This is a genomic window from Halolamina sediminis (genome assembly GCF_001282785.1).
Classification (GTDB): domain Archaea; phylum Halobacteriota; class Halobacteria; order Halobacteriales; family Haloferacaceae; genus Halolamina; species Halolamina sediminis.
The window spans coordinates 1,786,813-1,807,311 of record NZ_CVUA01000001.1; the positions used below are offsets into that span (position 1 = coordinate 1,786,813).

The 20,499-nt window shown below is 69.7% G+C and carries 19 protein-coding genes; 9 read left to right on the forward strand and 10 right to left on the reverse strand.

What is annotated here, in order from left to right; translation table 11 throughout:
• Genes BN1959_RS08895 through BN1959_RS08905 form a run of 3 tightly spaced genes read right to left on the reverse strand, consistent with a single transcriptional unit; the run spans window position 1 to window position 3,795 of the window.
• Window positions 1–1,287 (reverse strand): DUF6498-containing protein, encoded by a 1,287-nt coding sequence (locus BN1959_RS08895; RefSeq protein ID WP_053948324.1) that lies wholly within the window; start codon window positions 1,285–1,287, stop codon window positions 1–3.
• Window positions 1,287–3,038, reverse strand: coding sequence for a hypothetical protein (locus BN1959_RS08900; protein WP_053948325.1), 1,752 nt, complete (start codon window positions 3,036–3,038; stop codon window positions 1,287–1,289). The genes BN1959_RS08895 and BN1959_RS08900 overlap by 1 nt, the downstream gene beginning before the upstream one ends.
• Window positions 3,031–3,795, reverse strand: coding sequence for an ABC transporter ATP-binding protein (locus tag BN1959_RS08905; RefSeq protein WP_053949358.1), 765 nt, complete (start codon window positions 3,793–3,795; stop codon window positions 3,031–3,033). The genes BN1959_RS08900 and BN1959_RS08905 overlap by 8 nt, the downstream gene beginning before the upstream one ends.
• 128 nt (window positions 3,796–3,923) lie before the next feature.
• Here BN1959_RS08905 and BN1959_RS08910 point away from each other — a divergent pair, with 128 nt between their 5' ends.
• Window positions 3,924–4,334: a CBS domain-containing protein gene (locus tag BN1959_RS08910; RefSeq protein ID WP_053948326.1), complete on the forward strand. Its 411-nt coding sequence runs from the start codon at window positions 3,924–3,926 to the stop codon at window positions 4,332–4,334.
• Here the strand turns inward: BN1959_RS08910 and BN1959_RS08915 are convergent.
• Window positions 4,331–5,449 (reverse strand): methyltransferase, encoded by a 1,119-nt coding sequence (locus BN1959_RS08915; RefSeq protein ID WP_053948327.1) that lies wholly within the window; start codon window positions 5,447–5,449, stop codon window positions 4,331–4,333. The two genes, BN1959_RS08910 and BN1959_RS08915, sit on opposite strands and share 4 nt — an antisense overlap.
• Before the next feature lie 404 nt (window positions 5,450–5,853).
• Between BN1959_RS08915 and BN1959_RS08920 the strand changes: the two genes are divergently transcribed.
• Entirely contained in the window at window positions 5,854–7,506 is a 1,653-nt protein-coding gene (locus tag BN1959_RS08920; protein WP_053948328.1) for a YegP family protein, read from the forward strand.
• Window positions 7,507–7,512: 6 nt separating this feature from the next.
• Here BN1959_RS08920 and BN1959_RS08925 read toward each other — a convergent pair whose 3' ends face one another.
• The 3 genes from BN1959_RS08925 to BN1959_RS08935 all read right to left on the reverse strand — a co-directional run bounded on the left by BN1959_RS08925 (window position 7,513) and on the right by BN1959_RS08935 (window position 11,135).
• Entirely contained in the window at window positions 7,513–9,117 is a 1,605-nt protein-coding gene (locus tag BN1959_RS08925; protein WP_053948329.1) for a TrkH family potassium uptake protein, read from the reverse strand.
• 74 nt (window positions 9,118–9,191) lie between these two features.
• Window positions 9,192–10,526: a Trk system potassium transporter TrkA gene (trkA, locus tag BN1959_RS08930; RefSeq protein WP_053948330.1), complete on the reverse strand. Its 1,335-nt coding sequence runs from the start codon at window positions 10,524–10,526 to the stop codon at window positions 9,192–9,194.
• 39 nt (window positions 10,527–10,565) lie between these two features.
• Window positions 10,566–11,135: an SRPBCC family protein gene (locus BN1959_RS08935; protein WP_053948331.1), complete on the reverse strand. Its 570-nt coding sequence runs from the start codon at window positions 11,133–11,135 to the stop codon at window positions 10,566–10,568.
• Between the two features lie 169 nt (window positions 11,136–11,304).
• On the opposite strand from BN1959_RS08935, the gene BN1959_RS08940 reads away from it, so the two are divergent.
• The 6 genes from BN1959_RS08940 to BN1959_RS08965 all read left to right on the forward strand — a co-directional run bounded on the left by BN1959_RS08940 (window position 11,305) and on the right by BN1959_RS08965 (window position 18,140).
• Window positions 11,305–13,260, forward strand: a complete 1,956-nt coding sequence (locus BN1959_RS08940) for an ABC transporter ATP-binding protein (RefSeq protein ID WP_053948332.1) — start codon at window positions 11,305–11,307, stop codon at window positions 13,258–13,260.
• Window positions 13,261–13,451: 191 nt separating this feature from the next.
• Window positions 13,452–13,742, forward strand: coding sequence for a hypothetical protein (locus BN1959_RS08945; RefSeq protein WP_053948333.1), 291 nt, complete (start codon window positions 13,452–13,454; stop codon window positions 13,740–13,742).
• 25 nt (window positions 13,743–13,767) lie between these two features.
• Window positions 13,768–14,556, forward strand: coding sequence for an NAD(P)/FAD-dependent oxidoreductase (locus BN1959_RS08950; protein ID WP_053948334.1), 789 nt, complete (start codon window positions 13,768–13,770; stop codon window positions 14,554–14,556).
• Between the two features lie 165 nt (window positions 14,557–14,721).
• Window positions 14,722–15,663 (forward strand): DUF4349 domain-containing protein, encoded by a 942-nt coding sequence (locus BN1959_RS08955; protein WP_079978648.1) that lies wholly within the window; start codon window positions 14,722–14,724, stop codon window positions 15,661–15,663.
• Window positions 15,664–15,718: 55 nt separating this feature from the next.
• Window positions 15,719–17,914, forward strand: coding sequence for an alpha/beta hydrolase family protein (locus tag BN1959_RS08960; protein ID WP_053948335.1), 2,196 nt, complete (start codon window positions 15,719–15,721; stop codon window positions 17,912–17,914).
• Between the two features lie 31 nt (window positions 17,915–17,945).
• Complete coding sequence (locus BN1959_RS08965) at window positions 17,946–18,140, forward strand: hypothetical protein (RefSeq protein WP_053948336.1); 195 nt, start codon at window positions 17,946–17,948, stop codon at window positions 18,138–18,140.
• Window position 18,141: 1 nt separating this feature from the next.
• Here BN1959_RS08965 and BN1959_RS08970 read toward each other — a convergent pair whose 3' ends face one another.
• Window positions 18,142–18,585 (reverse strand): hypothetical protein, encoded by a 444-nt coding sequence (locus tag BN1959_RS08970; RefSeq protein ID WP_053948337.1) that lies wholly within the window; start codon window positions 18,583–18,585, stop codon window positions 18,142–18,144.
• A 43-nt stretch (window positions 18,586–18,628) separates the two neighbouring features.
• Window positions 18,629–19,192, reverse strand: coding sequence for a hypoxanthine/guanine phosphoribosyltransferase (gene hpt, locus BN1959_RS08975; RefSeq protein ID WP_053948338.1), 564 nt, complete (start codon window positions 19,190–19,192; stop codon window positions 18,629–18,631).
• A gap of 148 nt (window positions 19,193–19,340) precedes the next feature.
• Here hpt and BN1959_RS08980 point away from each other — a divergent pair, with 148 nt between their 5' ends.
• Window positions 19,341–20,093, forward strand: coding sequence for a YqjF family protein (locus BN1959_RS08980; protein ID WP_053948339.1), 753 nt, complete (start codon window positions 19,341–19,343; stop codon window positions 20,091–20,093).
• On the opposite strand, the gene BN1959_RS08985 is transcribed toward BN1959_RS08980, so the two are convergent.
• The gene (locus BN1959_RS08985; protein WP_053948340.1) at window positions 20,094–20,459 is read right to left on the reverse strand and encodes a glyoxalase/bleomycin resistance/dioxygenase family protein; all 366 of its coding nucleotides are present in this window, start codon (window positions 20,457–20,459) and stop codon (window positions 20,094–20,096) included.
• Window positions 20,460–20,499 lie beyond the last annotated feature (40 nt).

Below are 20,499 nucleotides of genomic sequence, written 5' to 3' on the forward strand. Positions count from 1 at the left end.
CTACCTGTCCCGTTCCAGTATCCACCGAACCCCGAGCGCGTCGACGACGGCGCCCGCCTCGGGCACGTGTGCGAGCGTGCGCGTCCGGTCCGCGTTCACGCCGTCGTCCGGCTCCTCGTCGGGGTCGGGCAGCCCGAACTCGGGCGTCGTGTCCGGGGCGTCGGCCTCCAGATCGAGCGTCTCGGTGTCGAAGGCGCGGTCCACGAGGTCGCGGTCGATCGCCACGCCGTCGACAGCCTGTCGCCGGAGCCGCGCCTGTGCCGCGTCGAGCAGTGTGCTGTCGACGACGAGCAGCCCGTCGTAGCAACGGTACTCGACGGCGCCGTAGGTGAGGTAGCGCGCGACGGCCCGGGCGGCGACGAACGGTGCGAGGACGGCAAACGCGACCAGCGCGGCCGCCGGGAGCCCCCCCGCGAGGAGGCCAAAGCCGCCACCGACGAACGCGAAAAACGCGATCGGGCTCGTCACGCCGTACGCCAGCCCACGGAGAAGCGCGTCAACGAGCGCGGCCCCCCGCGGCGGCCGCTGTGTGACCCTCGGCTCCCCCTCGGGCTCCTCGACGGGCTCGGGGGCGACGGCAGTCGCTGTGCTCCCGAACATCCGGGCCAGCACGCCGTGGCGGTCCTCGTCGGCCTCGATCCGGAGCCCCCACAGGTCGAGGAGCAACTTCCCGCCGACCAGCAGCGCGAGGACGACCTCGCCGCGGTCGGCGGCGACCCCCGCAGCGTCGACACCAACCCCGACCACGAGGAGGGATCCGATCCCGAGCAGGCTCGTAAACGGCGGCGCGAACGCCGACTGTGCGGAGTGCTCGCGGTAGCCGCCACGGACGAAGTACTCGAGAAGCTCCTCCCCGCTCCGGAGGACCAACACCGTCAGCAGCCCGAGGCCGATCGCGGCCGCCTCGTCGTCGGTCACGCCGCCGCTGGCGACGAAGCCGAACAGCGCGAACACGAACAGCAGCAGGACCGAGCCGATCACGGCGCCGCCGAACAGCGGCGGGAGGTTCCGCGGGTAGATTCCGGGGATCGGCCCGGGCATCGGGATCGACCCCCTGAGCCGGTGGACCAGCCCAGCGAGCCGGGAGCGGTCGACGGTGCCACGGGAGCGCTTGGCCGCGAACGGGATCTTCACCAGTGCCAGTGCGAACACGACCGCGAGCTCGGTGACGAGCACGCCGAACAGCACCGCGATCGACCAGTCGAGAAACACCACCCCCGCCGGCACCACGAGGTTCGACGCGATCACGACGGCGACGGCGTCGAGGTCGGGAACGTCCCCGGCCATCAGTACGGCCCGTGCTCGTCGAACCGCCGAACTGCCTCACGGTAACCGATCCAGCCGGCCAGCACGCCGCCGGCGGTCAGCAACGCACCGGCGCCGAACTGAACGATAGCCGGCGGTAGCGACCGGATGCCGGCGCCGAGGGCGTCGAACGACGACGCGATCGCGGCGAGTCCCCCCGACTCCCCGGCCACGAGGCCGAGCAGGAAGCCGGGGACAGTGCCGACGCCCGACACGACGAGCCGGACGATTTCCGGCGCGACGGCGACGCCCACCAGCATCGCGCCGGGGACGAACACGAGCACGGTGTGCAGCGTGCCGGCGAGCAGCCGCGGCGGCCGAACCTCGTCGCTGTTGCCGATCCGGATCGCGCTGTAGCGTGGGAACCAGATCCCGACCGCCGGCGCCAGCGCGGCGCCGACGGCGCTCAGCAGGCAGCCGATCGCCGCGAGCGCCAGCGCCGAGCCGAGCCCGTGGCCGCCGGCGACGGCGACCGAAAACGTGAGCGCAGCGACGATCGGGCCGGTGAACATCGCCGGCGCGAGCAGCCCGCGGACGTACGTCCGCCCGGAAACAGTCGTCAGCGTCATCGGCAGCACCGGCCCCTCGTCGCCCAGCGGATTGAGCGCGAACGCGGCGCCGCCGACCCAGCCCGCGATCAGCGCGACCGCCGGCCCGAACGCCGACGGGGAGACTGTGCCCTGTAGGATCATGCTCCCCAGCCCAGAGATGCCGCCGAACACTGGCACCATCAGGAAGTTCAGTCGCTGCGGCTCGCGTCTCGCCCGCAGCAGTGTCCACCGGGCGACCTGCTGGACGGGCCCGCTCACCAGCGGCACCGTGACCGGGGAAATCCCGCGTTCGAGCGCCCCGGCGGTGGAGCGCTCGGTCGTCGCCGTCGCCGCGTCGTCGCTCTCGGTCGGGTCGACCTCGTCACCGAACCACAGCGAGGCGGCGACCCGCTGGGCGGCCCAGCCGCCGGCGATCAGCACTGCACCGACGGTGAGCAGCCCGCCCGCGGCGTGGGCTGGGGAGAACTCGATCGGCGTTCCGGCCGCCAGCAGCTCGACGATCCAGCCCAGCGGGACGGCGCTCAGCAGCGCGGGGTCGAGCGAGTAGCGGATCGACGGGAGCTGGAACAGCATGTACAGCCCGAAGAAGCCGATGGCGACGAGCGCGCTCAGTGCGGTCCGGTGGCGGGCGACGAACGGGACTCGGGCGACGAGCCACGCCGTGGAGTACCCCGCGAGCCGGCCAGCGACGACGGCGCTGGCGACGAACAGGCAGCCGACCAGCGGCACCGTCAGTAGCGGCGCCGGCGTCGCGAACGCGTAGGCGCCGACGAGGGTCACGAGCCCCGCGGTCGGGAGCACGTACGTCAGCACGCGCAGCGACTCCGCGACGATCCCGCCGACGACGGCGGTCCGGGGGGAGACTGTCGTCAGCACGAACGGCGCCGCCACGGGCTCGCTGTGTGCCGACGACGTCCGCTGGCCCAGCAGGAAGACGCCGAACAGCCAGAACAGCGTCGCGCCGCCACGCAGCGCGGCCGGGACAGCGTGCCCGGCCGGCACGTTCTCCCGGACGATCGGTGCGAACAGTGCCGCCATCCCGCCGAGCATCAGCGTCGGAAGCAGGACACTGAACGCCAGCAACACCAGCCGGCCCGTGTCCTCGCGGATCGCCCGAATCGAGCGCCGGTACTCGAAGATACCCGCCCGGAGTGCGTGCCGGAGCCAGTTCGGCTCAGCCATCGCCCTCGCTCGGCGCCGCGTCGACGGCGTCGGTCGTGAGTTCGAGGAACGCGTCCTCCAGCGAGCGCGCCTCGCCGGTCTCCGCGCGGCGCTGCAGTTCGGCGGGCGCGCCCTCGGCGACCAGCTCGCCGTCGTAGAGGATCCCCACCGCGTCGGCGACTTCCTCGACTACCGGGAGGATGTGTGTCGAGAGAAACACGGTCGTCCCGCCCTCGGCGAGCTCGACGATCAGTTGCCGGAGCGTCCGGGCCGCACGCGGGTCGAGCCCGGAGGTCGGCTCGTCGAGGAACACCACGTCGGGCTCGTGGAGCACCGCCTGCACGTAGGCGACTTTCTGCCGCATCCCCTTCGAGTAGTCGGCGATGCGGCCCGACGCGTCCTCGGGCGGCAGGTCGAGGCGGTCGAGCAGGTCGTCGACGCGCTCGCTGGCGCGCTCGGGGTCGAGATCGCGCAGGCCGGCGGCGTAGTCGAGCTGTTCGTACGCGGTCGCGTGATCGTACAGCGGCGGCTCTTCGGGCAGATAGCCGATCCGGGGGCGGAGGGCGTCGCGGTCGGTCGCGTCGGCGCCGGCGACCGTCGCGCGGCCCCGGGTCGGACGGACGAGCCCGGTCAGCATCCGCATCGTCGTCGTCTTCCCGGCGCCGTTGGGGCCGAGGAAGCCGAACACGCTGCCTGAGTCGACCGCGAGGTCGAGGTCCGTGACTGCGACGGTGTCGCCGTACTGTTTGGTCAGGTCGGTAGTCTCGATGGCGGGCATGAGTGGGAAGCGGGACACCGTCGTCTGGCGGCGCTGCCCCCAAAGGCGTACCGACCCGGCGGCCGGCATGACCCGACTGATCGCCCGAGAGGGGAAGGGTTATCCGCCGTGTCGTGCTGTGTATTCACATGGACGAGACCGACGACCTCTTCGTCGCGAGCCTGATGAGCACCGACGTCAAAACCGTCACACAGGACACGCTAGTCGAGGACGCCGCCGAAGTGATGCTCGACAACGACATCGGATCGGTCGTCGTCGTCGACGGTGACGGTGCCCTCGAGGGGATCCTCACGCGGACGGACTTCGTGTCGATCGTCGCGGGGCAGAAGCCCAAAGACCAGACGCCCGTGAAGGAGTACATGACTCGGGACGTCGAGACCGCGAAAGCCGGCGACTCGATCCGGACGATCGCCGACCGGATGATCGAGGCGAGGTTCCACCACATGCCCGTCGTCGACGACACCGAGGGACTGATCGGCATGATCACCACCTCCGACCTCACCGCGTACCTCTCGACGGTGCAGACGCCGAGCCCCTAACGCCGCGCCGCGACGACGACGTGTTCCTCGCCGGTCGCCCGCTCGCTCACCGAGCGGTAGCTACGGAGATGCGGCCGGAGGTCGAGATCGCGGTGGTGGACGACGAGAAGCACGCCGTCGCCCGTGAGGACGCGGGACGCGCCGCCGAGGAGCGACGAGAGTACGCCGTCCCCTGCATGAGTCGGAGGGTTACAGAGCACGCGGTCGAAGCGCTCGTCGGCGACCCCCGCGACGCCGTCGGCGGTGACGACGCCGCCATCGACGCCCGCCGCCCGAAGGCTACAGGTCGCGGCACGCGTCGCGATCCGGCTGTCGTCGGTCAGCGTGACCGAGCAGTCGGCCGTCCGTGCCGCGTAGATCCCCAGCGGGCCGGCGCCACAGCAGAGGTCGAGGACGCGGTCGCCGTCGTCGACCGCCGCCGTGGCCGCCAGCAGCCGCGTCCCGTGATCGAGGCGGCCGGCAGCGAACATCCCCGGCAGCGTGACCAGCGGGAACGGGACGCCGTCGACGCGGGCGGTGAACCGCGTCGGCTCCACGTACTGCGGCGATTCGAACTCGGCCGGACGCTCGGCCACGTAGACGGAACAGCCGTCGGTCGAGGTGATGGTCCGGCAGCCGCCGGTCAGTTCACGGAGGCAGTCCGCGTAGCGCGAGCCGCCCGCTCCGTCCGTGGCGGCGACGAACAGCCGACCGCCCGGCCGGAGCGTCGCCAGCGCGTCGGCGATCCGCTGTTTGCCGAGCGCGATCGGAGTGTGACTCTCCGGCGCGTACGACGCCGTGTCGTAGCGCTGGGTGAGGCGGCCGAGGTCGGCGACAACCGCCGTGTGGGCGTCGGCACCGTTCTCGGCGGCGTTCCGCCGGCAGAGCGTCGCCCGGCGGGCGCTGGCCTCGGTCATCCGGACGGATACCGCCGAGGCCGCGATCCCCACCCCCACGACGCCGTAGTTCGACTGGACCGAGAGGTGGTCGCCGGGAGCGGCGCCGTGGAGCGAGCGGAGCAGGACCAGTTCGTCGGTGCGGAAGGAGGCGGGCGAGGCAGCGCCGTCGGCGGTGTGGAACCGGTAGCTGTCGGGGCCGTCCGCGACCCCGGCGGCCAGTTCGAGCGGCCCGGTCATCGCCGGGCTCCCGTCCGGCTGGCGGTTCGGGACGAGCGTCGGCGTGGAGTGTCGGTCGGCGTGCGGTGCTGTCGTAGCGTCGGGTGTGCGTGCATTCGGGAAACGTCGGACTCGTCGGTGTTCGAGCGGGACGAGCCACGCCGACCGGCGGGAGAAAGCGGGTGCTCACGGCGGGGCGTGGCACCGAGTACCGAAAGCGCGACGCCCGTCCGCCCCCGGCCTCACCGGGCGCGGCGACGAGCGTCCACAGTCGGCAGGCCGACCGGCCCGACGGGGTTACCGCGACGGGACCGACCGAGAGCCCTTCTTCACGCGACCGGTGCTGCCAGCGCCCGACACTTGATGCTACCGACGTTTCGCTCGCATACTTATAAGCCGTCAGGGGAGAAACATGGCAGTCGACGATGTCAACTGAACGAACCGACGAGGGGACGCTGCGATCGGTGTACCGACGGCGGATCGGCGACCCGACCACCGACGACGAGGTCAGGGGGTACTGGCTGTTCGTTGTCGGACTGGTGCTCGCCGTGGCGGGGGTGTTGCTCTTCCTCGCCAGCGAGCCCCGGGGCGGACTGAGACAGCTCTCGCTGGTCGGGATCAGCGTCGGGCTGATCCTCCTGCTGGTGGGGCCGGTGATCCGGCTCCCGCTCCAACCGCGGGCGACGACGCTGGTCGCCGTCGGCGCCACGGTCGCGGCGATCGGCGTCGCCTACTTCGTCGCGGTGTTCCCGGGGGAATGGTCCGTCCGGAACGGGAACACGGTCGTGATCGGGCTCTACGGGCTCGGACTGCTGGCCATCGGGGCCGGCGGCGTGCTCGTTCCCCTGCTCTCCGGCCGGGGCGACGAGGCCGCCGACCTCCGGCGCGAACTCGCCGAGCTCGACGACGTGCTCGAAGACAGTGCCGCCGACGAGGCCGACCTCGCCGCACGGGTCGCAGCGCTCCGGAGCGAGCTGGCGGCGTCGAACGACGCCGCGGCGTCGCTGGGCAGGGCGGTCACGGCGATGTCGGAGGAGCTCGCCGACGCCGAGGCCGACGAAGCTGACCTCGCCGCGCGGCTCTGGTCGCTCCGGCAGAGTCAGGCGCGGTTCGAACTGTACGAGGACAAAGGCGGGGAGTTCCGCTGGCGGCTCCGCCACCGCAACGGCAACATCGTCGCGACGAGCGGCGAGGGGTACAGCCAGCGGCACAACGCACAGAAGGGGCTCGAGAGCGTCCGGCGCAACGCGCTCGGGGCGACGCTGCTGCGCGTCGAGTCCGAGGACGAACTCGCCGAGCCGGGCGAGACGTTCGAGCCGCCAGAGGTCGTCGAGAGCCAGACGACGTTCGAGCTGTACGAGGACAAGGGCGGAGAGTTCCGCTGGCGGCTCCGCCACGACAACGGCAACATCGTCGGCGACGGCGGCGAGGGGTACAGCCGGCGGTCGGGCGCCCGCGACGCGATCGAGCGCGTCCAGGAGTACGCCGGTCCCGCGGAGTACCTGCGCCTCGACCCGACCGGGTTCGAGATCTATCGCGACGTCGCCGGTGAGTGGCGCTGGCGGCTCGTCCACCGGAACGGGAACGTCCTCGGCGACGGGGGCGAGGGGTACACCCGCCGCCGCGACGCCCGCCGCGCGGTCGACCGCGTCCGCGGGGGGCTCGACGAACTGACGTTCGAGACGTACGAGGATAGCGCCGGCGAGCACCGCTGGCGGCTCAAGTCCGCCAACGGGCAGATCGTCGCCGACAGCGGCGAGGGGTACAGCCGGAAATCGAGCGTCGAGGACGCCGTCGAACGCGTACGGGAGTACGCGCCGGAGGCCGACGTGCTGGACATCGGCCGCGCGTCGTTCGAGGTGTACGAGGATCAGGGTGGGGAGTTCCGCTGGCGGCTCCGCCACCGCAACGGCCAGATCGTCGCGACCGGCAGCGAGGGGTACGCCGAGAAGTCCAAAACCGAGGACGCAGTCGATCGGTTCAAGCTGAACGCGCCGGGTTCCGAGATCGAGGATCTCGACGCTGCGGCGGCCGCCGAAGCTGAGGACGGTGACGACGGGAACGGCGACGGAGAGTAGTCCCCCTCAGCGCCGCCAGTACTCCGGCACCAGACAGACCAACAGGGGGATGATCTCCAGCCGGCCGGCCCACATCAGCACCACCATGAACAGCTTCGAGCTGTCGGGGAAGCCGATGTAGCCGCCCATCGGGCCGAGGCGGTAGAACGCCGGCCCGACGTTGCCGAGTGTCGAAGCGGTCCCCGATATCACTTCGAGCACCGTGAAGTCGAGGCCTGCGCGGGCGACGTCGAGGAACAGAAGCAGTGCCCCGAGGAAGAAGATCGTGATGTACAGCAGCGTGAACGCCATGATCCCCCGAACCGCGCGGTCATCGAGCGTGTTTCCGCCCAGCCGGACGGGCCGAACCGCCTCGGGGTGGGCGGTCGTGAACAGCTCGCGGCGGAGTACTTTCGCGATGACGATCCAGCGGACGATCTTGATCGCCCCGCCGGTCGAGCCGGCGGAGCCACCGACGAACATCGCGAACAGGAGCGCGTACTGCGCCGGCGGCGCCCAGACGTCGAAGTCCATGCTGGCGTAGCCGGTGGTCGTGACGATCGAGACGGTCTGGAACAGCGCGTGGCGAACAGTCGGTTCGAGGTTGCCGCTGATCGCGGCGACGGTCTCAGACAGGTAGGCAGCGTCGAACGTCGCGCCCTCAGGGACGCCAGACGCGAACCCGCCGGTGAACAGCAGCCCGGAGACGATGGCCGTCAGCACCGCCATCACGCCGAGGAAACCCCGGAACTCGGTGTCCTCGAACAGCTCGCGGGGGGAGCCGGCGATCGCCTGCCAGATCAGCGCGAAGTTGGTGCCCGCGATCACCATGAACGGGATGATCACCCACTGGACCGCCGCCGAGAACGCCTCGATGCTGCGGGCCTGCGGCGAGAACCCGCCGGTCGGCATCGTCGTCAGTCCGTGAGCGACGGCGTTGTACGCGTCCATGTTCGGGCCGGCCATCCCGGCGAGGTCGAGCCCGTACAGCAGCAGGATCTCGACCACCGTGATCGCGAGGTAGGCGCCCCAGAGCACCCGCGCGGTCTCGGCGATCTTCGGCGTCAGCTTCTCGATCCCCGGGCCGGGCGCCTCGGCGTCCATCAACTGCGCGCCGCCCACGGAGAGTTCGGGCAGGATCGCGACCGCGAGCACGACGATCCCCATCCCACCGAGCCACTGGGTGAGCTGGCGCCAGATCATCACTCCCCGGGTGTGGTCAGTGACGTTGATGTTCCCCAGCACGGTCGCACCGGTGGTGGTAAAGCCCGACATCGACTCGAACAGCGCGTTCACGGGGTTGCCGAGCGTCGATCCGGGGTGGACGGGCTCCACGAGCAGCGGGATGCCGTGGGCCTCGATCAGGTACGGGATTGTCCCCACGAGTGCGACTGCGATCCACGTGGTCGCCACCATCAGGAACCCCTCACGGCGCTCGATATCCGGGTCGGGGGCGAGCCGTTCGAGCCCCCACCCGGCCGCCAGCGTGATCGCGATGGTGGGCAGGAACGGTGCGAGCGTCTCGCCGTAGAGCAGCGCGACGACGACCGGAAGCAGCAGCGGGACGGAGAGGTACTTCAGTACCGTCCCGACGAGGCTCAGGCTGGCGCGGTAATCGACGCGTATCGACACGGTTGTTTCGGGGTGAGATGCGTTCGGCGCTTCAAGCTACTGTTTCGGGGGCGCTCCCCGGCGGGGGCTCACTGTCACAGCGCCGCGGAGACCTCGTCGGCGTGCTCGGTCTCGACGAACAGTACGACGTGGTCGCCGGCTTCGAGTTCGGTCCCGCCGCGGGGGACGACGTACTCCCCACCGCGGGTGATGGCGCCGATCACCACGTCCGCGGGGAGCAGCTGGATCGACTCCCGGATCGGCTTGCCCACCAGCGGGCTGTCCTCGTCGACTTCGACCTCCAGCACCTCCGCCAGCCCGTTCTCGACCAGCGCGACGTTCTCGGCGCCGCCTGTCCGGGTGAACCGGGTGATCTCCTCGGCGACCACCTCGCGGGGGTTGATGCCCACGTCGATGCCGACCGCCTCGAACAGGTCGACGTACTCCGACTGGTCGATCACGGCGATGCTGCGCTCGGTGCCGACCCGCTCGGCCAGCAGGGAGGCGAGGAGGTTCTTCTCGTCGGAGTCGAGCGCGGAGACGATCACCTCCGCGTCGCCGATGTGCTCGCGTTCGAGGAACTCGATGTCGGTCGCGTCAGTCTCCATCACCATCGTGTCCGGGAGCTCCTCGGCGAGCCAGCGGGCCCGATCGGCGTCCTGTTCGAGCAGGCGCGCGGAGACGCCGCGCTCGGAGAGCAGTCTGGCGACGTGGTAGCCGATCTCACTGCCGCCGACGATCACCACCTCGCCGGAGAGGGCGGCCTCCTCGGGCGCGACGTCGCCGGCGAACCGTCGGACGCTTCGGGGCGTCCCGATCACCACGAGGCGGTCGTCGGCGCGGATGGTGGTCGTCCCGGTCGGGATCAACAGCTCCTCCTCCCTGATGATTGCCGCGAACGTCAGCGAGTCGTACGTGTCCGCCGCCGCGACCGACTGTCCCGCGATCGGCGAGCTCGCCCCCACGTCGAACTCCGCCATCTCGACGCGCCCGTCGGCGAACGTGTCCGCGTCGCGGGCGGCGGGCAGCCCGACGACGCGGACGATCGACTCCGCGGCCAGCAGGTACGTACAGACCATGAAGTCGACGCCGAACGCCTTTCGTGAGCGCTCCCACGTCCGGAGGTACTCGGTGTTTTTCACTCGGGCGATGGTGAACGCGTCGGAGATCGCCTTCACTGTCGAGGAGACGACGATGTTGGTCTCGTCGTTGTCGGTGGAGGCGATCACCATGTCCGCGTCGGCCACATCGGCCCCTTCGAGCGCGCTGAGGCTGGTGCCGTCGCCCTCGATCGCGAGCACGTCGAGGCTGTAGTTGAGCTCCTCGACGCGGTCGGGGTCCTGTTCGACTATGACGACGTCGTGGGCGTCACTCAGGTCGGCAGCGATGCTCTCACCGACCTGGCCGGCGCCAACGATGATTACGCGCACGAGTAGGTCACTTGTCGAAAGCCACTGTTTCCCACCGTATCACGTTTTCTCTTCGGCCGGGAACGCAGAGCCCGCCGTGTCTGTGCCGGTCTCCACGGTGAGTTCGACCGACCGTGGCTCGCCTTCGAGGTCCGCGACGGCCCGCTCGACGACGGTTCGAGCCTCCGACTCGATTTTCGGTTTCACTTTCTCGACTACCCAGCCCAGCGACACCAGCGAAGGGAGGTCGATCAGCCCGCTGTGGGCGGTCTCGGGGGCGTACGCGACTTCGAACCGGACCCCGGTCGCCGTCTCGGCCCAGTCGGGGGCGTCCTCTGGGAGGGACCGCTCGGCGACCAGCCAGCGGCCGCCGGCGTCGAAATCGCCCAGCAGTTCCCACTCGATGCGCTCGTTCTCGACGGTCTCGATCACTGCCGACCGCGCGGTGTACTCGAGCTTCCACCACGAGAACCGCAGCGCGTAGCGCGCGGACTCACCGGGGCCGGGGTCGAGTTCGTCGACGCGGTCGAGGTACTCGGAGTAGTTCGCGTACCCCGGGAACGCCTCCAGAAACTCGTACACTTCCTCGACCGGCCGGTAGACGACCGTCTCGACGGCGAGCCGCTCCATACCCCACCCACGCGGCGGGAGGGGTATAGCTTCGGTGGTCGTGGTACCGCCACGCCGGTAGCGCGGATCGGCGACGTTACCCTCCGTTCCGGGCGATCCCGGCAGCTGCTGCCGGTTACAGCACCCGGCTTCGATGGGTTCTTCCGGTGGCGCGGGGTTTCGCTTCGTAATGAGTGCGGAGGAGGGGAGCGTGTTCGACGTGTACCGGGAGCGCGTCGAGCGGCCGCTCTACCGTCTTTTCACGGAGTACAGCGCGGGACGGATACGCTGGCTGATCCTGGGAATGATGGGCAACATCGTCGCCCGGTCGGCGAGCCTGTTGCCGCCGGTGGTCCTCGGTGCAGCGCTGGACAGCGTGTTCCAGGACACCAGCGCGTTCACGATTCCGTTCTTCCCGGGGGCGTGGATCCCGGCGACCGACACCGCGCAGTTCTGGTTCTCGGTGGAGCTGATACTGGGCTCGTTCGTCGTGACCGCGGTGTTCACCACGCTGTACGGCATCGCCGCCAACAACTACGCCCACCGCGTGATGCACGCGGTCCGGACGGACAGCTTCGAGACGATGCAGCGGCTGGACATGACCTTCTTCGACGACAAGCAGACCGGGGAGGTCATGTCCGTGCTGAACAACGACGCCAACAACCTCGAGAACTTCCTCGACAACGGGCTTCAGAACTCGATCCGGCTGACGGTGATGATCGTCGGGATCGCGATGATCCTGTTCTCGCTGAACTGGCAGTTGGCGCTCGTGACGCTGGTCGTCGTCCCCGCGATCGTCGGGCTGACGATGTGGTTCATGCGCGCCGTCGAGCCTCGGTACGTCGACCGACGGGCGAGCGTCGGCAACCTCAACACGCGGCTGGAGAACGCGCTCGCCGGCGTCGAACTGGTCAAGACCAGCGGCACCGAGTCCTACGAGAGCGACCGCGTCGAGAACGCGTCGTGGCGCTACTTCCGGGACACGATGGCGGTGCTACGGCTGAGCTACATCTACCGGCCCGGGATGGAGCTGCTGGCGGGACTCTCCTTCGCGGTGACGTTCATCGTCGGCGGGCTCTGGGTGTTTCAGGGCCCGCCGCTGTTTTTCAGCGGCGATCTCAGCGGCGGGGATCTGGTGGTGTTCGTCCTGATGACCCAGCGCATCGTCACACCGCTGGCGCAGGTGTCGAACATCATTGACCAGTACGAGAACGCCAAGGCGTCCTCCGAGCGCATCTTCGGGCTAATGGATATCCCCTCCCAGATCACCGAGACCGACGACCCGATCGAACTTGACGAGGTCGAGGGCCGCGTCGAGTACGACGACGTGAGCTTCGGCTACGCCGACGTGGAGCAGGACGGGCCCGAGGAGATGGTGCTCGAGAACGTCGACTTCGAGGCCAAGCCCGGCGAGGACGTGGCGCTGGTCGGCCCGACCGGCGCCGGGAAGTCGACGCTGCTCAAACTGCTACTGCGGCTGTACGACCCCGTCGACGGCGAGGTGCGCATCGACGGTCACGACCTGCGCGAGCTATCCCTCGAGACGCTGCGGAGCCACGTCGGCTACGTCTCCCAGTCGACGTTCCTGTTCGACGGCACCGTCGCAGAGAACATCCGGTACGGCCGGTTCGACGCCGACCGCGAGGCGGTCGTCGAGGCCGCGAAGGCCGCGGAGGCTCACGCGTTCATCGAGTCGCTGCCGGAGGGGTACGACACCCGGATCGGCGAGCGCGGCGTGAAGCTCTCAGGCGGGCAGCAGCAGCGGCTCTCGATCGCCCGGACGATGCTGCAGGACCCCGACGTGCTCGTGCTCGACGAGGCCACCAGCGCGGTCGACACGGAGACGGAGATGCTGATCCAGCGCAGCCTCGACCGCCTGAGCGAGGACTGCACCACCTTCGAGATCGCCCACCGGCTCTCGACGGTGCGGGACGCCGACACGATCCTCGTGCTCGAGGACGGGGAGATCGTCGAACGCGGCGATCACGAGGAACTGCTCGAAGCCGACGGCCTCTACGCGAAGCTCTGGGGCGTCCAGGCCGGCGAGATCGACGACCTGCCGGAGGAGTTCGTCCAGCGCGCCCGCGAACGCGCCGCCCAGCGCACGGACATGCTCGAAGAGGACATCGACGCCGACGACGACTGACCGCCGGCAGCACCGATCCCGCCGCCCCGATTTTCAAGTACGATCCCGCGAGCAGCGGCGCCGTGGTCTGAACGACGCCCGGGGCGGGGAGCGCCTGTGCGGTGTGTCGCTCCGGGCCGGGAAGCACCGCCTGTTCGCCACCGCGGAGGGGAGTAGGAACTCTTTCCTCCGCGACCGAGAAACGTCGGGTAGTGGAGACCACGACCAAGTGGCTGACGGCGGCCGTCGCAGCGGGGGTGTTCCTGGCGAGCGCCTTCCTCCTCGGAAACGCGCTGTTGGGCGCCGTCGCGGCGGTGACGGTGGTGTGGGCAGCCATCACCCACGACCGCGACGGGAGCCTCTCCGCGTTCCCCGTGCTGATCGCCGGGGCGGTGGTCTGTATGGGCATCCTGAGCGACGGCTACCTCATCTACGCGCTGGTCGGCGCGAACGTCGTGCTCTGGGTCGGGCGGAACGGCCTCCCCGAACTCCGAAGTTCCTAACCCCGTGTGGGGGCTCCCAGCGGGCATGTCCGATTCGAGCGAGACTGCGAACGACGAGGAGCCACAGCGCCGCGAACTGCTGATCGTCGGCGGCGGGATCGCCGGCCTGACCGCCGCGCTGTTCACCGCTCGCGCGGGGCTCGACACGCTGGTGTACGACGGCGGGGAGTCGATCCTGCGCCGGAACGCCCACTTGGAGAACTTCCCGGGGTTTCCCGCGGGCGTCAACCCCCGACTCTTCGCCGACATGCTCCACGCACAGGCGACGAGAAACGGCGTCGATCTGGTCGCCGGCCGGATCACGGAGCTTCGGCACGCCGAGGGCGAGGGGTTCGTTGCGGTCGCCGAGGACGGCGACGAGGTTCGCGCCGAGAAGGTGATCGCCGCCTCGTGGTCGAACACCGACTACCTCGACCCGGTCGGCCCGGCGATCCGGTCGGCAGGCAGCAAGCAGTTCCTCGAGGACGAGGACGGCCGGACCGGCGTCGACGGGCTCTACGCGGCGGGTCGGCTCGCCGAGCGCTACCACCAGGCCGTCGTCGCGGCCGGCGACGGTGCGCGAACGGCGATCACGCTAATCCACGACTCCGATACGCCGTTCTACCACGACTGGGTGACTCCGGAGGGGTACTTCACCGATCGCGACCGCGAGGTGCCGCCGGGCTGTGAGGAGATCGGCGAGGCCGAGTGTGCGGCTCGGCGGGCGGAGTCCCGCGCGGCGATGCGGGAGTACTTCGCCGAGGCACACGAGCAGCGCCAGCGAACCCACCCGAGCCTCGTCGACGACGAGAAGGGGCGACTCGACGGGGAGTGATACCGACCACGGCGCGTGACCCGTCGCGGGTTCCGTCCCGCGACGACGGAACTATTGCCGTGATCGTGTCACACCAAATCGACGGCGCGAGAGCCATCGTCGATAACTCAAACGGCTCTTTGTGGTTAGCCAACCCTTTAGCGAGTTCCGCCGAGAGAGACGGGTATGCGAGGCAAACGGCCGCTCGCCGCCGTCGGGGTCGCGCTCCTGCTCGTGCTCGCGGGCTGTGCGGGCGGGGGGAACCCCGGCGACGGCGCCACGCAGGCGGCGCTAGGCGGCGACGAGCCCGAGTACCAGCAAGCGACCGGAACGGCCGCGGAGGCCGACAGCGAGAGCGCGTCCGCGAGCAACCGGATGCGGATCTACACCGCCAAGCTCACCGTCCGCGTCGACGAGTTCGAGCCGAGCCGGTCGAACCTCTCGACCGCGGCCGAGGCCCACGGCGGCTACGTCGGAAACTCACAGATCACGAGCAACGACTGGGACGACGCGACCTACCGCGACGGCCGCTTCACCTACCGCGTGCCCGCGGAGAACTACTCCGCGTTCCTCGAGGAAGTGCGGGCTGAGGGCACCGTCGTCCGTGAGGAGGAGAACGTACAGGACGTGACCGGTCAGCACGCCGACCTCGAAGCCCGGCTCTCGAACCTCCGCGCCGAGCGCGATCGGCTCCGCGAGCTGTACGAGGAGGCCAACGACACCGAGGACGTGCTGGCGGTCCAACGCGAGCTCTCGGACGTGCAGGGCGAGATCGAGTCGATCGAGGCCCGGCTGGAGTCGCTTGAGAACCGCGTCGCATACGCCACGGTGACCGTCGAACTCCGCGAGGAACGCCCCGACGATCCGGTCAATACCGAGAACTGGTACGACACCGGCGTGATCGCCGCGTTCCTCGAATCCGTCGACGGCGCCGTAGTCGCGCTCCGAGCCGCGGTAGTCGGGCTGGCGTACGCCCTCCCGTACCTGATCGCGTTCGGCGTGCCGCTGTTCGGCCTCGGACTGGTGTTCAAGCGCTACGTCGTCGGTGACAGGTCGATACGCGGCGGTGGCGGGGGAGAGTCGCCGGTCGACGAGGGCGACGAGCCACCGAACGAGGGCGAAGGGTAGCCGCCCGCGCTTCCGCTTGCCGAACGCTTTTCGCGCTCCGGGTAAACGCCGCCCCATGAGCGAACTCCCGCTCCACGCGTACTACGACCTCACGCAGATCGGCGAGATCGCCGTCTCCCCCGACGGCGACCGCGCCGCCTTTACCACTACCGAGTCCGACCCCGACGCCGACGAACCGGTGTCGTCGCTGTTCGTCGTCCCCACCGACGGCAGTCGCGATCCCCACCGACTGACCCGCGTCTCCGGTGCCGGATCGCCGCAATGGTCGCCCGGCGGCGACCGCCTCGGCTTCCTCGCGGCCCGCGACGAGGACAGCGACCTCCGGGTCGGCCGTGACGAGGACGAAGAAGAGGACGAGGAGGAGGAAGCCGGACCGAACGGTGCCGGCGGCGGCAGCGACGAGGAACCGAACTCCCAGCTCTGGGTGTTCGACCTCGCACTCGGCGGCGACGCCCAGCAGATCACCGAGTTCGAGGAGGGCGTCCGTGAGTTCGACTGGGCGCCCGACGGCGAGCGTATCGTCGTCACCGCCCGGGACCCGACCGAGGCCGAATCGGCCTACCTCGACGAACGCCGCGACGGCGGGCCCGTCGAGACCGAGCGCGTCCAGCACAAACTCGACGGCGCCGGCTACCTCGACACCGTCACCAGCTACCTGTTCGTGGTGGGCGAGGACGCGGTGCGCGGCGACGACGCCGCGGACGCCGACTCCGCACGGAAGCTCGAGGACGCCTACGGCCGCGGCGCGTTCGAGGGGCTGAGCGGGCTCCAGCCCGACTGGGGCGCCGGCGGGGAGATCGCGTTCGTCTCCTACCGCGGCGACGACCCCGACAGCACGCTGGAGACCGACGTGTTCACCGTCTCCCCGGACGGCGGCGACGCGACGGCGATCACCGACGGCGGGCTGAGCTGCAACAGCCCGACGTGGTCCCCCAACGGGGAGCGCCTCGCCTTCTCGGCGGGCGACGACGAGAACTGGTGTATCCCGACCGAGGCCCGCGTCTGGGACGGCGAAGAGCACGTCTCGGTCACGGGCGATCTCGACCGCACGCTCGCACGCGGCGCGTCGTTCGAGTGGGTAGACGACCAGACGTTCTACACGCTGGTCGGCGACGAAGCCCGGACGCGGCTGATTCGGTGTGACGTTCACGAATCGCGAAGCGATTCGTTAGCCAGCCAGAACGCGGAGCGTTCTGGCGACGCCGCCGACGCCGACTGGGAACGCACGTTCGAGGCCCAGGGCGACGATCGCGCCGTCGCCGGCCTCTCGATCGGCGGCGAAACGGCGGCGATGGGGCTCGCCCACCCCAGCGAGGGCCACGACCCCTACGCCCTGCCCGTCGACGATCTCGCAGCCGACGAGGAGCCCGAGTCGCTCACGCAGCTGGCCGAGGTGAACGCCGAGCTCACCGAGGAGTACGAGATGCCCGAAGTCCGCCGCGTGACGTTCGAGAACGACGGCTGGGAGATTTCGGGCGTGCTGTACCATCCGCCGGAGTACGAACCCGGGAAGTCCGAGCCGGCGCCGACGGTGTGTGCGATCCACGGCGGGCCGGTGTCCTACGACGAGCCCACGTTCAGCTTCGCCCACGCGGCACTCACCACCCGCGGCTATCTGGTGTTCCGACCGAACTACCGCGGCGGCTCCTCGTTCGGCCGGAAGTTCTGCGAGACGCTTCACGGCCAGTGGGGGACCGTCGAGGCCAGCGACATCGCCGCCGGGATCGAGTCGCTGGTCGACCGCGGCTGGACCGACCCCGATCGTGTGTTCGGCTACGGCTTCTCCTACGGCGGGATCGCACAGGGGTACCTGGTGACGCAGTACCCCGACCTGTTCACCGCCGCGGCGCCCGAACACGGCATCTACGACCTGCGCTCGGCGTACGGCACCGACGACTCCCACATCTGGATGGAGAACGAGTACGGCTACCCGTGGGAGAACCCCGAGGACATCGACGCCTCCTCGGCGATCACGGATATCGGGAGCGTGGAGACGCCGCTGCTCGTCGCCGCCGGGGGGCAGGACTGGCGCTGTCCGCCCTCCCAGTCCGAACAGCTCTACGTCGCGGCCCAGCAGGCCGGCGCGGACTGTCGGCTCGTCGTCTACGAGGACGAACACCACAACATCGGCGACCCCGACCGCGCGATCCACCGGCTGGAGGAGATCACGGCGTGGTACCGTCGGCACGATCCGGCGGTGAGCGATCCCGACGCCGCCGACCCCCACGGTCGCGAAGCGGACGGAGAGTAGACCGAAGTAGCCGGAGCCACGACCGGGGGCTGTGGAAGTCCCGGAAGACGCCCCCGCGAACTGCCCCGTCTGTGGCGCGGCGTACGACTCGGTCTCCCGCCACGCCGAGGGAGTGATGGTGTCGCTACAAGCGACCGAACGCTACGCACGTGTCTGTTTCGAGCCGGTAACCGTCGGCGCGACCGCCCGGATCGACTTCTATCACCACACCCACGAGCAAGCGTAGCTCACTCCTTCCAGCGCTTGCGTGCCGCTTCGAGCTCGGCGTCGCCGCCCTGACCGTGGAGCGTCGACGAGCCGAAGCCGGCGAGCAGGGCGACGAACGTCAGCACGGCCAGCACCGAGAGCAGCGGCGTCGGCTGGCGCAACAGCGTCGCGCCGATCCCGTCGAGCGCGAGGAGGAAGCCGTACACGACGGCCGAGAGCGCGGAGATTAGGGCGCCGACGCCGTCGAACGCACGGACGGCGTAGCCGAACGTCGCGGCCACGAACACGAACGGCACCGGCGCGAACGAACGGAGCGTAAAGGAGGGGCTCGTAGTGAGTAGCACGAGCACGAAGATTACCGCCAGCAGCGGCACGAGCCGCAGAATCGCTGCCCAGAACGACCAGTAGGTCACCGGCCGCTCGACGGTCAGCCAGCGGTCCACCGGATCCGGGAATCTCGACACACACGACAACTGGACGAGCAGTCCCTAAAGCGTGACTGTCGGCCTACCCGTCGCCGTTCTCGTCGACGATCACGACCTCGCCGTCCTCGACGCGGACGTTGATCAGCGTCTTGTAGTCGACCTGCCCGTCGAGCTCGTTCTCGCCGGCCTTCTTGATCACCGCCACCACGTCGGTCACGTCGGCGCCGATGCCGTCGAGCGCCTCGCAGATCGCCGAGAGCGTGCCACCCGTCGAGAGCACGTCGTCGATCACGAGCACCGAGTCGCCGGCCTCCACGTCGTTGATGTACATCTCCGACTCCGAGTAGCCGGTCTGCTGGGAGAGCGACACCTCACCCTCCAGCCCGTACTGGCGCTTGCGAATCACGACGATCGGCACGTCGGTCATCAGCGAGAGCGCGGTCGAGATGTGGATCCCCATCGCCGCGGGGGTGACGATCTTGTCAACGTCCTCGAGCTCCACTTTCCGGCAGATCTTGATCACGATCTCCCGGAGCAGCCCCGGCTCCAGCGTCGGAACGCCGTCGCTGATCGGGTGGACGAAGTACTGGTACTCGCCTTTCTCGATGATCGGCGCCTCCAGAAGCGACCGGCGGAGTTGATCCATGTCGCCCGTTCCGCAGGTGGCCGGTAAAACGTGGCGGTCTGCGACGGGGGGTGGGGGCGAGTTGCACGGTGTGCGTCGCCACAGACCCGCGTACCCGTCACACACCCACAGCCGACACCGGGAAAGGCGAGGCGGCCGAACGCCGGGTATGGAGCGTCACTACCTCTCGATGGGCTGGCGGGACGCGCTGTTCGCCCACTGGCCCGTCGACGCCGCGGTCGTCGATGACCGGCTCCCGGCCGGGCTCACTGCCCGGACCCACGACGGCAGCGCGTGGCTGGGGATCATCGCGTTCGTGATGGAGGACATCCGGCCGCGGGGGGTTCCAACACCGCTCGGGCTCACGTTCGGCGAGGCGAACCTCCGAACGTACGTCGCGGGCCCGGACGGCGGCGAGGGGATCTACTTCTTCAACCTCGACGCCGACGACCGGCTGAGCGTCAGAATCGCCCGGCAGTTCTACCAGCTCCCCTACTACACCGCCCACATGGAGATCGACCGGGCGAGTGAGGCCCCGGGCGAGACCGGCCCCCACGAGCGGACGATCGAGCTGGCCAGCCACCGCGCCCACGCCGGCGTTCCGGACGCCCACCTCGACGCCACCTACGGCCCGGTAGGCGAGCGGTTCCGACCCGAAGACGGGACGCTCGAACAGTTCCTCGTCGAGAACTACCGGTTCTACCTCGCCGAGGGGGACGTGGGCGAGCGGGACGGAACCGACCCCAGCCTCTTCTACGGCGACGTCGCCCACCCGCCGTGGGATCTCTACGAGGCGGACCTCGACCTCCGCTCGACGGACTTCTTCGAGGCCAACGGGTTCGAGCGCCCCGACACGGCGCCGCTAGCACACTACTCGCCGGGCGTTCCGGTGCGGGCCGATCGGATCAGGAAAGTCGACTGATCAGTGGAACGTCTGGAACTCCGCCGTCCGGCCGTCGGGATCGCTCGCGAAGAACTGGTAGATGTCGTACGTCTCGTTCTCGTGGGGCTCCTCGTCGGCAGCATCGCCGACGCGCTCGTGCATCGCGTCGACGGCCGCCGCGTCGTCGTAGACGAACGTCAGGATCCCTTCGGTCTCCGTCTCCTCGCCGCCACAGAAGCCGAACCGGAACCCCCGGAAGGAGAGGATCGTACAGCCCGGCTGTTCGAGCCATGTCTCGGCGCCGACGACGTCGCGGTACCAGTCGACGACCGTCTCGCGGTTCTCGGTTCGGAAGAAGACGATTCCGCCGGTTCCGTCGGGCAGATCGGCGTCGGAGTCGACCATACCCCGGTTGGTCGCGTCGAGGACATAAATCCCGTCGACT